Here is a 14,115-nt window from a genome sequence, read left to right on the forward strand (position 1 = left end):
TAAGCAGCACACGATCTAAGGACGCAGTCTAATCAGATAGGAGTTAGGTAAATCACAATGCCCACACATACCCTACATTTCATAAAGCCTTGCCGCAAAACCGACAGTTCCCCGCGGCTCACCCCAAGCATGGTGGCCGAGAACAAGCGGAACGGCATAGAAACGACCTTGATTCTCGACCTTAACATTCTGGTGAGAATGGAAGATGTAATTCTTCGCCGCCACAGCCCGAACGATTTTGACTTAACTAGACTTATAAACTTCATAAATTCTTGCCCACCACAAAGTCTGTGCATAACGCCTGGGCTTGCCCTTAACGAGGTCCACCCGAAATTCAAGAAGCTAAGCTTTGAGATGTATGAATTGTTTCTTTCGATATTCTGCCCGCAGATGGTCGATCATCCAACCGCGACACGAAACACCCCAAATGAAGCGGAAAGAACCCGACCGTATGAGTTTTCAGAACTCAGCATAGAAGAGCAGCACCTCTACAGCGTGCCGTTTTTTTCGCTCATGCAGATACATATTATCAACGCCACGAAACCGAACTTGACAGGCATTGAAAAATTCAAAACATATATGAGCCGTGTCTGTGATGACATTGATATGCTCAGTGCTGTTGAAGCCGAAATTGCCAAGTACTGCTTCTGTGAGAAAAAGCCCAACTATTCCGACGAGCTTAACGCCAAAATCGAAGACATCAAGAACAACTTCATGAGTGGGAGCAACAAGCCAGCGCAGCGCTTCAAAAATATCTTCAATGGCGTTCAAGACCTTAAATACATAAAAGGCGCCCTGGAGTTTTCCAAAGAGCTCTTTTATGGCAAGCTTCAGGACACATGGATAGCCACATTGGACTCCAAGTTATACTGGCTGAGTGAGTCCATTCATCATTACCCAGTCGCAGGTGAGCGAGACGGAAAATACTTCAGCATCAATCGATCACATGATCAGCAGACATGCAACTATTGGCTATCAGTGGATAAACTGCAAGAGCAACTCCAGCACGAGAGAAGCCGAAATGGCAAAGGAACCGCCCCTTTAGATGAAACAGGATTGCCACGCATACATAACACATTAACCACAAAGGGCTTCAAGGAATTTTTCGCCGTTTTCAAGCCCACATAGTCCGCCGAGCAGGGTACAAGTACAAGATACTGCTCAACCACGCACCTGTACTCTTAGTACCCGGATGCTAACGATGAGTAATCAAAGCCAATTAGGTCCCTTCATTTAAAGCTGATACCTGTACCCTATCCTCATCCAACACAGGAAAGAAAAAGGGGCTGACAACCACGTGATTGGCCACAGCGGAATGACTCCTGGCAATTGACTCAGGAGGAACACGCTTCAGCATTCCGCCTCAATCCTGTGCAGCGCATTCCAAATAGTATTCCACGAAGAAAGCTCAACTAACCAACTTCATATTTTTCATAGGTTTAGCAAATCATTTCAGCTCACCCCGGCCCACCAAACGAAGCAAACCAAAACCCGCCAAGCGCGGGTTTTGTTGCATCTGGGGTATGACAAACCATCACCGCCGCCCCCTCGGAGAAGCCAATGCAACAAGCCCTCCTCATCATCGACGTCCAACCCAGTTTCGCCCCACCCCAATGGCTCATCGACGGCATCCAGACACTCATCGGCACCTTGCCCAGCGTCGCCACCGTCGAACGCCACGACGAATCCAGAACCCCGTTCCAGAAACAACTCGGCTGGCACCCGGCACCGGACGACGACAGCCTGATCCAGGCTGATCGCATTTTCATCAAACACGGTTATGCGCCGTCACCGGAAACCATCGAGTATTTGAAAAGCCTGAAAGTGGATCGGGTATTGGTCTGTGGATTACAAACCGATACCTGTTGCCTGGCGGCGGGGTTTGCGTTGTTCGATGCGGGGTTGCAGCCGACATTGATTACGGATTTGACGATGGGGTCGTCGCTGGACCGGACGGGTGGGTTAGGGGCGCGGCTTTGGGAGCATCATTTCGGGCACACGGTGAAATCGAGTGAGTTGTAGTCAACGTCGAGTTGCCATCGGGCTGCTTTTCCACCACTGAGGATGGGATCTACTCACCACGTCCTAGGACATTTCCCTCGAGTTCTGTCGAACTCCATGAAGTATCGAGTAACGATCCGAGTAGATAACCTCCCATTTGTGTTGCAACCCGGCGAACGGTTTTGACAAGCCGTAAAGCGTAGGGACCCCCAACCTTCCGGAGTTCTTCCATGAAAAAGCCCCGCCTGACCTTGATTAAAAATCCGAACCCTCCAATATCGGACGCTCTCGATCTGACCCAGATGTCTGAAGAAATTGAACGCCGCGTCAGCGCTCGCCTGCGCGACCCGAAACGATCTGTTCCAACAGGAAGTATTTTCGCTGTTAACCCGGACATCGACGCACCTACCCTGCTCGCTTACGCCAGTCAAAACCTGGCCTCTGTGAAGGCCATGTCCACCGATCTGGTCGCTCAGCTCGAAGGTCCCCATCGCAACAAGGCATTGGCGATTCAGCGGCTGGCTGTTTTGACCGAGTTGCTGGTCAATCAAGCGCTGAAAAATATCAGCTCGCGTGAATCCAGGATCAAACCGGTCTGAACTGAGTGGGCGGCCTCACCGAGGTCGTCCTTTTTTACTGCTGCCGCTTCCACGGCTTTGGGATCAAAACTACCCAAAAGTCAAAGCAAAGGGCGCAGCTGACTGTTGAATGGCACTCACTACGTGGGGTGCCTGATCCCTATGCTGAGGATAACGCTCAAGCACTCGCTCAAGAGAAGTAAGCAACCGCTGAATACGTTCTTTGGGTCGTTCAACCTCACAACTCTGTGCGAACTCCAGTAGCCCTTGGCGCGAGGCAAACATTGACTTGTTACCCGCCAGATCCAATGCCAGAACATCCTCGGGGATGTAAGCCGTGGTATTGACGATGTCGTAAGCCGGCGCCAGCCGCGCATCGCGTTGCGTAGGATCCGAATAGAGCAAACCGAAATTCTTCAAATGAGCATCACCGTTTCCAATGATGCAACTCAGGGCCACGCTATCGAAGAGTTGATCAAGCGAGGATCGATGATGCTGCGCCGGACAAAACAACCGGATTGCTTTAGCAATTGCCGCATAACTTTTGCTGTACTTCTGATCAGCCGAAAGCCCCATCAGCGCCGCCATGTCTTCAAAGCCAATTGGATTGAGCTGCTCGTCTCGGTCAAAGCGACGCATGACAAACAGCCTGGTGTTATCAGAGAGGTAAAACTCTGGCACGGGAATGCCGGCGTCCTTGGCGATGGACATGCACAGGAACTCATTGATCGCCAGTCCGGGGAACTCGTCCCGACCACTTTTTATGATTAAGTCCGAGGTTTTCGAGGTCACCCTTGGCAACTCGGTTTCCTGCTGCTCCGGCACCAGTACCTTGGGCTGAACACCCGAAATACCAGCCCGCAGGATGTAGCGATCAAGAAGGCCGGCGAAGATATCTTCCGTCCCATCCCAGCTCAGGATCTCTTCGAGTTTTTCACCTGGAAATCGCTGTCCGCCAAGCAAAACATCGACCGCTTCGGAACGCACCTGAACCCTGCCAATAGGCGAGCTGCTACCAGAAAGAGCCAGCAGCAACATCGGATCGACGTTTACGGTTTTAGCCAGACGATTACGCAATTGTTCCAGCACATACCCTTCCGGCAGATTCATCTGAAAGATCGGGTGCAGGTCTCGGCGACGAAACTCGTCAGCTCGAACGGGCATCGACAGGCTGATGGCCATGTTGGGAAATGCATCGTCGTGATAGCGGAAAATGAAATCCTCGCGGCTTGTCAGAATGCTGCCGCTGCTGCCCTCAGGCGTGCTGACTTTGAGAGAAGTCATTTTCATTCGAACAAATCTCCAAGCTCTTCAAGTGTCGGCATGGCTGCCGGGATGACAGCCAGCTCACAATCCAGAGCGCCCAAAACTCGCGCGTAGGCGATCATCCCTATGGAAGGACTGCCCTTCTCCACAGCAATGACCTTTTGGCGAGTCAGCCCGGCGAGTTCGGCGAGATTTGCCTGCGTCAGGCCGCGATTCATACGCTTTTCGCGTATCTGAGCAGCAAGTCGCAAAATCAATAAGTGGTAGTCCATGTTCCGTTACCGTGACATTTACAACTAAATGTAGCATATACGTAACATAAGTGCGGCCCCCGCGAGGGTCATTTAAATATTCCCCAATCAACACCAATACAACCCTCTCAAAGCAAAGCTTTTTGTCCCATGAACACAACACCTGAACCCGAGCGCCCTTCTACACTCATCTCGCCGCCTCCAAAAACCCACTAGTCGAGCCCCCATGACCTCCCTCAAAAACCGCCTGAAGCAAGGCAAGGATGCTCGTAAGACCTGCCCCCGCAACACCCAGTCGTCCCTCGGCAACATCGACCGCGACCCGCTGCCACTGATCAAGGCGTCCAGCGAGGGCCGTATAAAGTCGCTGGTCGAGTTGCGCTACGGCCGGATGCTGGTCTCTCCTTTCACGTTTTATCGTGGCAACGCCCTGCTCCAGGCCCATGACCTGGCTGGCACGTCCAGCATGGGGCTGATATCGCCCATTTGCGGCGACAGTCATTTGATGAACTTCGGCGGTTTCGCCACGCCCGAACGTAATCTGCTGTTCAGCCTCAATGACTTCGACGAAGCGCACCCCGGGCCTTGGGAGTGGGACCTCAAGAGGTTGGTGGCGAGTTTCCTGATAGCGGCGAAGGACCTGCGGCACGGCGAGACAGTCGAGGAAGAGGTCTGCCGCCAGGTGGTCGCGGCCTATCAAAAAACCATGGTCGAGTGCGCCGAACAGAGCGCCATGGAGACCTGGTACGAGTCCATCCGCTACGACGATTTGCTGGAGCAAGCGAGCAAAGCCACGCTGGAACATGTGGAGCGGGCCCTCGAGAAAGCCGAGCGACGCACCCACGCCGAGTTGCTGCCGAAAATCTGTGAGCGTGACGCCCATGGCCGTCTGACGATTCGCGATGACTTGCCGGAAATCTTCCACCTGCATAAAAACACCACGCTGCTGGATGCCGATGATGACTGGCTGCGTCTCTCCGACTGGAAGCCGCTTTACGAGACGTTCATGGGCGACTACCGAGGCACCCTGCAAGCGGATCGACGTGAACTGTTGTCGCGGTTTCATGCCCACGATATGGCGTTCAAAGTGGTGGGCGTGGGCAGTGTCGGCACGCGTTGCCTGGTGGCGCTGTTGACTGACGAACAGGAGAACCCGCTGTTCCTGCAATTCAAGGAAGCGCGACGCTCGGTGCTCGCCGGTTACGTCAAGACCCGGCCGCGGGTGCAGCACGAGGGTCAGCGTGTGGTGAATGGCCAACGCTTGATGCAATCGGCCAGCGATCTGTTCCTCGGCTGGACCACCGGGCCCAGTGGTCGGCACTTTTATGTGCGCCAACTGCGGGACATGAAAGTCTCGGCGGAAATCGAGACGTTCGATGCAGAAACTTTCGCCGCCTACGCACGGACCTGTGGCCGCGCCCTGGCCCGGGCTCACGCCAAATCGTCAGGGCACGCCGCGCAGATCAGCGGTTACATCGGCAAAAGCGAGGCGTTGGCCGATGCGCTGCTCAAGTATGCCAAAGACTATACCCGGCAGAATGAGCAAGACTTCGAGCTGTTTCAGAAGGCCTGTCGCAAGGGCCGCTTGCAGGCGCGCTCTGAAGCGGACTTTGCGGCGGATCATTTGCCATAAACAGCGCGATGGGCCCTAGCAGATGAATTTTTCTTCACCCAATCGCCCCGCGCCAACCGGTACAGTGCCCTCGCTCATTCAAGAAACTACGGTTTGCCCGCCCTCCCGCGGGCTTTTTTTTGCCTGGCGATTGATCGAAAAGTGTGCGAGCGCCCGGTTTCCGGGCTTTGGGCGATCCCTTGATGCAAATCACTCCCCATCCTCCATAGGGTGTACCATCAACACCGGTCAATCAGATATCAGTTAGCCATGTCCACGCTAAGCGAAGAGAGCCGCCAGATCGTAGCTTCTCTGGCGCACCGTGTTGGTCCCAACGCTGACACTGCAGGAATCGCCCAGGCGATCGTTACCACCTTGCAGGATATGAACGCAGCCCTCACGCCCATCATCGGCCAGCAAGGGGTTGTCGCGCTCTATCGTCGCAGCCTCCACCTCTGCGCCTCCACTCATCCGCGTCTTGCCGGCACCTATAACAGTGTGCAGGCCGCGCTGGATCTGATTGCTCTCAAATCCGTACTCGTCGAGCAAAGCGAAGTCGATGCACTGTTTTTCGGTGAAGTGCTGCTGACCACGTTTTACGAGTTACTGACTACGCTGATCGGGCCTTCGCTCACCGCACGTTTGCTTCGTGGCATGTGGGAACCTTCTTTGAGCGACACCCCTTCGCAGGAAAATTCGCCATGAGCACCAAAGTAACTATCAACCGTCTGGCCACCGGCGTGCCAGGACTGGACGAGGTGCTGGGCGGAGGTTTGCCGGAATTTTCGTTCAACATGATTGCCGGCCCTCCGGGCTGCGGCAAAACCACCCTGGCGCATCAGATGATGTTTGCCCTGGCAACGCCTGAACGCCCGGCGTTGTTCTTTACCGTACTGGGCGAGCCGCCGCTGAAGATGCTGCGCTACCAGCAGCAATTCGACTTTTTCGATGCCGAAGCGATCAACCAGTCGATCCGCTACATTAACCTGGCCGACGACACCCTGGCCGGGGATCTGGACCAGGTCCTGCGCCGCATCGTCAGCGAAGTCGAAACCCACGCCCCGGCGCTGGTGTTTGTCGACTCGTTCCGCTCCGTGGTGCTGGCCAGCCAGACCGAAGACAACCCGAACAACAACCTGCCGCAGTTCATCCAGCAACTGGGCATGTTGATGACCACCTGGCAGGCGACGACCTTCCTGATTGGCGAATATTTCACCGAAACCGACACCAACCCGATTTTCACCGTGGCCGATGGCCTGATCTGGCTGCGCCAAAGCGTCGAGCGCAACTCGATGGTGCGCAAGATGGAAATCATGAAGATGCGCGGCCAGCCGACCTTGCCGGGGCTGCACACCTTCCGCATCGCCACCTCGGGGATCAAGGTCTTCGCCCCCGCGCCACTGAACCCGATTGAAGCGCCGCTGGAGTTCCCGATCAAACGCCTGAAAATGGGCGTGCCGCAGCTCGATGACATGCTCGGTGGCGGTCTGCCCCGGGGTTATTCGTTGCTGGTGGCCGGGCCATCGGGTTCGGGCAAAAGCATTCTGGCCGCGACCTTCCTCGCCGAAGGCGCGCGCAATGGCGAGACCGGCGTGATCGCGGTGTTCGAGCAACGGCCCAATCACTCGCAAAACGCTACGCTGGCCGGGCTTATCCAGAGCGGCCAGATCGGTTTGGTCGACAGCCGCGCGCCGGACCTGTCCATCGACGAAATCGTCCAGTTGCTGCTCAGCGAGATCGACCGACTCAAAGCCACTCGCGTGGTGATCGATTCGCTGTCGGGCTTCGAGCTGGCGCTGGCGCCGACCTTCCGCGAGGATTTTCGCGAGTCGCTGTCGCGCATGGTCACCGCGCTGACCAGTGCCGGGGTCAGCGTATTGATGACCTCGGAGCTGGAAGACCGTTACACCGACCTGCGTTTCAGCCCTTACGGCACGGCGTTCCTCACCGACGCGATCATCGTCCAGCGCTACATCGAAGTGCAGAGCCGCTTGCTGCGCATCATGGCCGTGGTCAAGGTCCGTGCCAGCGCACACTCCGATGAGCTGCGCCTGTACCGCATCGACGATGACGGCCTGCAGATCGGCGAGATGTTGCCGGATCAGGAAGGTTTGCTCGGCGGCCGGCCAACCCGTCGGCCCGCCCTCCAGGACAAGGTGTAAACAAGGACCATGACTGAGGCCACTGGCACGAACGCACAAGCGATGGCGACCGCCGCGCGTGAGTTGTTCCTGCTCGGCCAGAAAACCGTCGAAGCACGTGCGGTGCTGACGGCGCTGCAAAAAGAACTGAACGACACCAACAATCGACTGGTGGATGCCCAGCAAATCGAGCACCTGGTCGAAGCCAATCAGCAATTGGTGCTGGCGGTGCTATTGGCGCAAACCGATGCGGAAAAACCCCAGCGCTCGAAAGAAGAGCAACGGCTGTTCCTGGAGATGCGCGAGGCCAATGCACAATTGGTGATCGCCGCCCTCAGCGCGCAAAACCTGCAAGCCTCGGCGGAACACACGCTGGCGCAGCAACGCAACATCCTCACCTTGGTCGCCCATGAACTGCGCAACCCGCTGACGCCCATCAGCATGATCGCTGGTCGCCTGGTGCGGGTGCCCGCCGCCGAGCTGCCACGCATGCAGGCGCTGATCGAAAGCCAGGTGCAGCACATGTCGCGGCTGGTGGACGACTTGCTCGACGTATCCCGCGCCAGCACCGGCAAGCTGCGCCTTGATCGCCAAATCGTCGACATGGTGGAAATCATCCAGGGCGCCATCGAAGTGTGCAGCCCGGTGATGAACACCCGTCACCTGCACTTCAACGCCGAACTGCCCGCGTGCGCGCTGTCGGTGGACGGCGACCCGGTGCGCCTGACGCAAATCCTCGGCAATCTTCTGGGTAACGCGGCCAAGTACACCCCTGCCGGAGGTCATGTCACGCTGTCGGTCACGGCCACAGCCGATGTGCTGGAGATGAGTATCTACGATGACGGCATCGGCATTTCCGCCCAGGCCTTGCCGTTTATCTTCGAACCGTTTGTGCAAGATGTGCATGCCATCGGCTTCAACGGCGCCGGTCTGGGCATTGGCCTGACGGTGGTTCGCGAACTGGTCGAAGCCCATGGCGGCAAGGTGGTTGGCATGAGCGACGGCGATGGCTTGGGCAGTACTTTTATCGTGACATTGCCGCTGGTGGTTTGAGTTTTTCCGCTCGCCACGTAATGCTTGCGTGATGATCCCCGCGAACCGGAGCGCCCTATGCCGCTGTTGTCCCTGCCCTGCAAACGCCTGACGCTGGCGGTGCTCGACCCTGAACAGGCGACACTGGAAAGCGACTTCTACCGGCGCAATCAAAGGCACCTCGCCCGCTGGTCACCGATCCGTCCCGCCGATTACCACAGCCCTGAACGCATCCGCCCGCGCCTTGAAGTGCAAGCCAGCGCTTTTGCCGCCGGCCTGGCGGTGCATTTCGCGCTGCTGGATCCGGACAACGGCCAGATGATCGGCGCCTGCAATTTCAGCGGCATCACCCGCGGGGCATTCCAGGCCTGTTATCTCGGTTACCACATCGACGAAGCCCATCAGGGCCAGGGCTTGATGCAAGAGGCGCTGGAAGCGGGCATCCGCTACATGTTCGAAGAACAGCAACTGCATCGGATCATGGCCAATTACATCCCGGGCAATGAACGCAGTGCGCGCTTGCTCGAACGCCTGGGATTTGAGCGTGAGGGCTACGCCAAGGCCTACCTGAGCATCGCCGGGCGCTGGCAGGATCATGTGCTGACCGCGCTGATCAACGAGCGCTTTGAAGCCCTGGAACAGCGCTGGTCCCGACCGCTGGCGTAATAGTCATATCCGTTCACAATTCGTTAAGTATTCACCCCGTATGCTCGGGCTTCCCGTTCCCTTGTCCGGTAACAGAAGCCTATGTCGCGTGCCGCCTCTTCCCTGTTTCTGCTGGCCGTCCTGCTGTTTTTCTTCGCTCTGGGCAATCATCAACTGCAAGGCTCTACCGAAGCCCGGGTCGCCGGGATCGCCATGCAGATGCACGTCGACAACGACTGGGTGACCCCGCGCCTGTTCGGCGAACCCTTCCTGGAGAAACCACCCCTGAGCCTGTGGCTCGATGCCGGGGCGATCCGCGCCTTTGGCGGCACGCCGTGGGCAGTGCGGCTGGCGTCGGCGTTTGCCGGGTTGTTCAGTGTGATGGTGCTCTACGCGATGCTGCGCCGGTTCGGCCGGCCCAAAGCCGTGGCCTGGACTGCCGGGTTCATGTTGGCGACCATGGCCAGTTACTGGAGCAACACCCGAGGCGTCGGCGAAGACGGCTTGCTCACCTTCGGCGTGACCATGGCGCTGTTGGCGTTTTTCCAGGGGCAACGGCAATCGACCGTCGGCAACGGGTTGCTGTTTATCGCCGGGATCAGCATCGCCACCCTGAGCAAAGGCGTGCTGGGCCTGGCGATGCCGGGGGTGGTGATCTTCGCGTTTCTGCTGGCGGAGAGCCTGATGGACAAACGTCTGAAGATCGCCGATTGGCTGCGTCCTGGCCTGTTGACGCTGCTGGGTTTGATTCCGCTGCTGATCTGGCTCGTCGTGCTGTATCAGCGCGGCGGCGTTCACGCTGTCACGGAAGTGCTGCTGACCAACAGTGTCGGGCGCTTCAGCGGTTCCTTCGTCGAGGCCGGGCATTACGAGCCGTTCTATTACTACCTGCTCAAACTGCCCCAGGCGTTTCTGCCGTGGAACATTCTGGTGTACCTGGGGTTGTGGCACTTTCGCAAAAGCCTGATGGCCAACCGGTATTTGCTGTTTTTTAGCGTGTGGATTCTGGCGCAGTTCCTGATGCTGACCCTGGCGTCGAGCAAGCGCACGGTGTACCTGATGTGCCTGGCGCCAGCCGCCGCCGTTATCGCCGCTGAATATGCTCGGGTGCTGTACGAACAGTTGAAAACCCGTGAAGGCAACTCCGGCCTGATCGGCCGCATCGCCCATCACCGCCAGGGTTTGATCGCAGGGATGTTGGCCGTGGTAATTGGCTGCTACCTGATCACCGCCCAATGGCTGCTGCCCCACGCTGATCGCAAGCTGTCGTTTGTGCCTTTGGTTGAGCAAATCCAGACCTTGCAGGCCAACGGGCAGCAGGTGGCGCTGTTCCAGGCGGATGAGCGGGTGGGCGGCGCCAGCGTGTTTTATACCCAGCGCGTGCTCAAGGGGTTGGACACCGAGGCGCAGTTGCATGAGTTTTTGCAGGCCGCGCCGGGCAATGTGGCGGTCATGGCTGGTGAGGGAGAGCCTGTGGCGCCGTTGAAGGTGCTGACGATCATGATGGTTGGGCGGCAGCCGTATTATTTTGTCGGGGAGTGAGTCTGTCAGATAGACCGCGTTATCGTTCTTCGCGGGCAAGCCTTGCTCCTACAGGGTTTGTGTCGCACACAATTTTTATGATCGACCTCGCCCCCTGTAGGAGCGAGGCTTGCCCGCGAAAGCAATCTCCCAGCCACCACCAGCCCCTAAGCCAGACAACAAAAAATCCGCCACCCTCAATCAGAGGCTGGCGGGTTTTGTCGTTCAGGGCAGTCGTCAGCTGACGGTTTGCGGCTGCGTAACCCGAACAGCCCGCTCATGCCTTTGCAACACCGGCACCTCCAATCGCGCCCGGCCATAAAACGCCAGCGCCGTCAGCAAACACGCCAGCCACACAAAGATCCCGGCCCAGAAGGTGTGGGACATGTAGTGCCAGCCCTGCAGGACCCGCGCGGTGCCGTAGATGAAGCCAAGCAGCAACGAGCCCCACAGCACGGCTTTCGAAAAGCGCCAGCGGTAGCGGCGCGCCACGAAGTACAACGCGAGCATGGTGAAGCCACCCGAGGCATGCCCACCCGGCCAGCACCGACCATCGCCCGCCTCCTTGAACAGCTGGAAGTTGTTGTACCACTCCACGTGGGCAAGTTTGCCGCCGTAGAGGGTCGTTTCAATCGGGCAATACACGCTGGTGTGGGCCTTGAGGAAATGGATCACGCCGGTGCAAATGGCAAACGCGAACACCACGAACAGAAAGTCCCGACGATGTTCGTTGGCAAAGCGCAGCACCGGGGCGGCTTTACTACGCTGCAGAAAACCGCCGAGTCGTGGATGCTTCTGTGGATGGACCAGCGGCCAGACAAACGACAGCATCGCCCCGATCAGCGCGATTTCAGCGGTCCAGTTCGGAATGATCCGCGCCCATTTGTGGGTGAGCTTTTCAAAGAAGTGCACCTTGTCCAGCGGGAATATCTGGGCGACCGGGTCAAACAACAGATTGCTGAAGGCGATGTCGATTTTGGTCATGTCGAACATCAGGAACACTACCGCCGCGCAGGCCAGTGGAATACCGAAGTTCACCCAGTAAAAACGGGAAGGGGAAGCCGTCTGCATCGTAAATCCTGAGTCAGGGAAATTATCGAGTCGTCACCGAACGCCAGTCAGAGGCTTCGATGTAACCGAGAATGGTGGGCGCTTGCGGTGTTTCGGTAGACACGAACAGCGAGGCGCCGTAACCCAGGGTGGACGTCGACACGTTCATGCTTTTTTCCAGTGCCGTCATGCACTCGCTGTGGGTCACCAGGATCAGGTTGCGGCCCGGCACTTTGTGCGCCAGGGCGTCGCGCAGCATGCTGCCCTTGCAACTGATCAACCAGTCTTCACCGGCGCTGACCGAATTGAACATGTAGCCGGCGGTCTGCGCCGTGCGCACCATCGGGCTGTTGTAGATGTCAGCCTTGGCCAGGCCCAGGCGTTCGAAATGCGAACCGACGGCCACCGCAACGCCGCGGGAGCGATCGGTGATGCCATCGTTGCCGCTCAGGCACGCCGCCCGGGAGTGATCGCAGCGCTCGACGTGGCGCACCAGCACGATCATGTCGCCCTTGGCCCAGCCGGACATCAGCGCCTTGGCACCGGCCACGTTGCCATGGGCCAGGTCCGGCACGGCGGCGGGCGACAGCAGCCAGAAGGTCAGCGGAATGACCAACAGCGCCGAGGCGAGCACCACCAATGTGTTGCGATAACGGGCCAAACGGCTCAGATCAATCGAGCGTTTAATCCCGAATAGACTCAGTCTCAATTCCACATCAAGCCGCCTCGCCGGCATGCCGCACCTGTCATTCGATGCCGCGAGGGTAGAGAGGCAAGCGTCCCCGGCGAGTGAAACCCATGTGAAAAAAAGCTGAAACCCACCCAATACCTTGTTACAGGTTCTGTCCGACAAAATCCTTTCAGCTCTCGGGATTGCTGCCGATACAGGTCTGCAACACACCTTGCTGGCACCTAAAAACAACAATCTTCCAGCCAACTGACGATAGAGAAATGCAACGTTCCTGGAGGAATTGTGATGAATAGCTGGTTCGGCAACATCAGCGTGAATATGAAACTGGGGCTGGGATTCGGCCTGGTCCTGGCACTGACCTGCGTCCTGGCCATCACCGGCTGGACGAGCCTGGGCGGCTTGATCGACCGCAGCAACTGGATGAGCGACATCACCCAGCTCAATGCCGGCCTGACCAAACTGCGGGTAGTGCGCCTGCAATACATGCTGACCAACGGCGACGAAACCGCCGCGCAGAACGTACAGACCACCCTCGACAGTTTTGAGGCGCAACAAACCGCGCTGCTGGGCAGTTTCAAAAATGTCGCCAACCTGAAAATGCTCAAGGAGCAGGCGGGCGTCATCGCTGCTTATCAGGCCTCGCTCAAGGAAATGCGCAGCGCTTACCGCACCGGTAACAGCGCCCGCGATGCCATGGGCGCGAATGCCGAAGCCGCCAACACGCTGATCAATACGATCAGCAAGCGTGTTCAGGAAATGCCCCTGAGCGATCAGCGTTTCGAGCAGTTCCAGGCCGTTACGGCAGCCAAGGAAGCGTTCATGCTGGCCCGCTACGAAGTGCGCGGCTACACCGCCACGACCAACGCCGAGACCGAGCAAAAAGCCGTCGGCCAACTGGACGCGGCCATCGCCAGCCTGAAGCCACTGAACGTGCATTTCGCCGACACCCAGCAAGACGCCCTGCGTCAGCTGGACACCGCACTGACCAATTACCGCAGCGCCTTGCTGGCGTTTAAAACCGCCACCGCCGACGCCGTGCGTGTGCGCAAGGACATGACCGAGCAGGGCGCCGCCATCGTCGACCTGAGCGACAAGCTCTACCAATTCCAGATCGACCGTCGTGACATCGAAAGTGCCCAGGCCCGCACCCTGCAATTGATCAGCACCTTGCTGGCATTGCTGGTGGGCGTGATTGCCGCCGTGGTCATCACCCGTCAGATCACCGGCCCGCTGCGCGAAACCATGACCGTGGTCGACCGCATTGCCAGCGGCGATCTGTCCCAGGACGTCAAAGTCACCCGCCGCGATGAACTCGGTGTGTTGCAAC

Annotated in this window: 13 protein-coding genes and 1 pseudogene; 10 read left to right on the forward strand and 4 right to left on the reverse strand. The window is 57.8% G+C overall.

Going from position 1 to position 14,115, the window contains the following annotated elements:
* Positions 1–57: 57 nt before the first annotated feature.
* From HKK53_RS16450 to HKK53_RS16460, 3 genes are all read left to right on the forward strand, one after another.
* The gene (locus HKK53_RS16450) at positions 58–1,128 is read left to right on the forward strand and encodes a hypothetical protein (RefSeq protein WP_169371688.1); all 1,071 of its coding nucleotides are present in this window, start codon (positions 58–60) and stop codon (positions 1,126–1,128) included.
* A gap of 432 nt (positions 1,129–1,560) precedes the next feature.
* A complete protein-coding gene (locus tag HKK53_RS16455) occupies positions 1,561–2,022 on the forward strand; it encodes a cysteine hydrolase family protein (protein WP_169371689.1) in 462 nt (153 codons plus the stop codon).
* Positions 2,023–2,231: 209 nt separating this feature from the next.
* Positions 2,232–2,600, forward strand: coding sequence for a DUF6124 family protein (locus tag HKK53_RS16460; protein WP_169371691.1), 369 nt, complete (start codon positions 2,232–2,234; stop codon positions 2,598–2,600).
* A gap of 69 nt (positions 2,601–2,669) precedes the next feature.
* On the opposite strand, the gene HKK53_RS16465 is transcribed toward HKK53_RS16460, so the two are convergent.
* Both HKK53_RS16465 and HKK53_RS16470 read right to left on the reverse strand, forming a co-directional pair.
* A complete protein-coding gene (locus tag HKK53_RS16465; RefSeq protein ID WP_169371692.1) occupies positions 2,670–3,869 on the reverse strand; it encodes a type II toxin-antitoxin system HipA family toxin in 1,200 nt (399 codons plus the stop codon).
* Positions 3,866–4,117, reverse strand: a complete 252-nt coding sequence (locus HKK53_RS16470) for a helix-turn-helix domain-containing protein (RefSeq protein WP_169371693.1) — start codon at positions 4,115–4,117, stop codon at positions 3,866–3,868. The genes HKK53_RS16465 and HKK53_RS16470 overlap by 4 nt, the downstream gene beginning before the upstream one ends.
* A 205-nt stretch (positions 4,118–4,322) precedes the next feature.
* On the opposite strand from HKK53_RS16470, the gene HKK53_RS16475 reads away from it, so the two are divergent.
* From HKK53_RS16475 to HKK53_RS16500, 6 genes are all read left to right on the forward strand, one after another.
* Positions 4,323–5,729: a DUF2252 domain-containing protein gene (locus tag HKK53_RS16475; protein WP_169371694.1), complete on the forward strand. Its 1,407-nt coding sequence runs from the start codon at positions 4,323–4,325 to the stop codon at positions 5,727–5,729.
* A gap of 249 nt (positions 5,730–5,978) precedes the next feature.
* Entirely contained in the window at positions 5,979–6,413 is a 435-nt protein-coding gene (locus tag HKK53_RS16480) for a hypothetical protein (protein ID WP_237150786.1), read from the forward strand.
* Positions 6,410–7,870: an ATPase domain-containing protein gene (locus HKK53_RS16485; protein ID WP_169371695.1), complete on the forward strand. Its 1,461-nt coding sequence runs from the start codon at positions 6,410–6,412 to the stop codon at positions 7,868–7,870. The genes HKK53_RS16480 and HKK53_RS16485 overlap by 4 nt, the downstream gene beginning before the upstream one ends.
* Positions 7,871–7,879: 9 nt before the next feature.
* Positions 7,880–8,902, forward strand: coding sequence for a sensor histidine kinase (locus HKK53_RS16490; RefSeq protein WP_169371696.1), 1,023 nt, complete (start codon positions 7,880–7,882; stop codon positions 8,900–8,902).
* Between the two features lie 57 nt (positions 8,903–8,959).
* Entirely contained in the window at positions 8,960–9,547 is a 588-nt protein-coding gene (gene rimJ / locus HKK53_RS16495) for a ribosomal protein S5-alanine N-acetyltransferase (RefSeq protein ID WP_169371697.1), read from the forward strand.
* Positions 9,548–9,628: 81 nt separating this feature from the next.
* Entirely contained in the window at positions 9,629–11,068 is a 1,440-nt protein-coding gene (locus HKK53_RS16500) for an ArnT family glycosyltransferase (protein WP_169371698.1), read from the forward strand.
* Between the two features lie 216 nt (positions 11,069–11,284).
* On the opposite strand, the gene HKK53_RS16505 is transcribed toward HKK53_RS16500, so the two are convergent.
* Entirely contained in the window at positions 11,285–12,118 is an 834-nt protein-coding gene (locus tag HKK53_RS16505) for a phosphatase PAP2 family protein (RefSeq protein ID WP_169371699.1), read from the reverse strand.
* Between the two features lie 22 nt (positions 12,119–12,140).
* Positions 12,141–12,812, reverse strand: coding sequence for a histidine phosphatase family protein (locus tag HKK53_RS16510; protein WP_169371700.1), 672 nt, complete (start codon positions 12,810–12,812; stop codon positions 12,141–12,143).
* A 396-nt stretch (positions 12,813–13,208) separates the two neighbouring features.
* Here HKK53_RS16510 and HKK53_RS33005 point away from each other — a divergent pair.
* Positions 13,209–14,087 (forward strand): annotated as a pseudogene (locus HKK53_RS33005) (methyl-accepting chemotaxis protein); the annotation flags it as partial.
* Positions 14,088–14,115 lie beyond the last annotated feature (28 nt).

The organism is Pseudomonas sp. ADAK7, from assembly GCF_012935675.1.
GTDB lineage: Bacteria > Pseudomonadota > Gammaproteobacteria > Pseudomonadales > Pseudomonadaceae > Aquipseudomonas.

Excerpts from the sequence above, each read along its gene's own strand:
- HKK53_RS16450 (WP_169371688.1), top strand. The coding sequence starts at position 58 with ATGCCCACACATACCCTACATTTCATAAAGCCTTGCCGCAAAACCGAC.
- HKK53_RS16455 (WP_169371689.1), top strand. The coding sequence starts at position 1,561 with ATGCAACAAGCCCTCCTCATCATCGACGTCCAACCCAGTTTCGCCCCA.
- HKK53_RS16460 (WP_169371691.1), top strand. The coding sequence starts at position 2,232 with ATGAAAAAGCCCCGCCTGACCTTGATTAAAAATCCGAACCCTCCAATA.
- HKK53_RS16465 (WP_169371692.1), bottom strand. The coding sequence starts at position 3,869 with ATGAAAATGACTTCTCTCAAAGTCAGCACGCCTGAGGGCAGCAGCGGC.
- HKK53_RS16470 (WP_169371693.1), bottom strand. The coding sequence starts at position 4,117 with ATGGACTACCACTTATTGATTTTGCGACTTGCTGCTCAGATACGCGAA.
- HKK53_RS16475 (WP_169371694.1), top strand. The coding sequence starts at position 4,323 with ATGACCTCCCTCAAAAACCGCCTGAAGCAAGGCAAGGATGCTCGTAAG.
- HKK53_RS16480 (WP_237150786.1), top strand. The coding sequence starts at position 5,979 with ATGTCCACGCTAAGCGAAGAGAGCCGCCAGATCGTAGCTTCTCTGGCG.
- HKK53_RS16485 (WP_169371695.1), top strand. The coding sequence starts at position 6,410 with ATGAGCACCAAAGTAACTATCAACCGTCTGGCCACCGGCGTGCCAGGA.
- HKK53_RS16490 (WP_169371696.1), top strand. The coding sequence starts at position 7,880 with ATGACTGAGGCCACTGGCACGAACGCACAAGCGATGGCGACCGCCGCG.
- rimJ (WP_169371697.1), top strand. The coding sequence starts at position 8,960 with ATGCCGCTGTTGTCCCTGCCCTGCAAACGCCTGACGCTGGCGGTGCTC.
- HKK53_RS16500 (WP_169371698.1), top strand. The coding sequence starts at position 9,629 with ATGTCGCGTGCCGCCTCTTCCCTGTTTCTGCTGGCCGTCCTGCTGTTT.
- HKK53_RS16505 (WP_169371699.1), bottom strand. The coding sequence starts at position 12,118 with ATGCAGACGGCTTCCCCTTCCCGTTTTTACTGGGTGAACTTCGGTATT.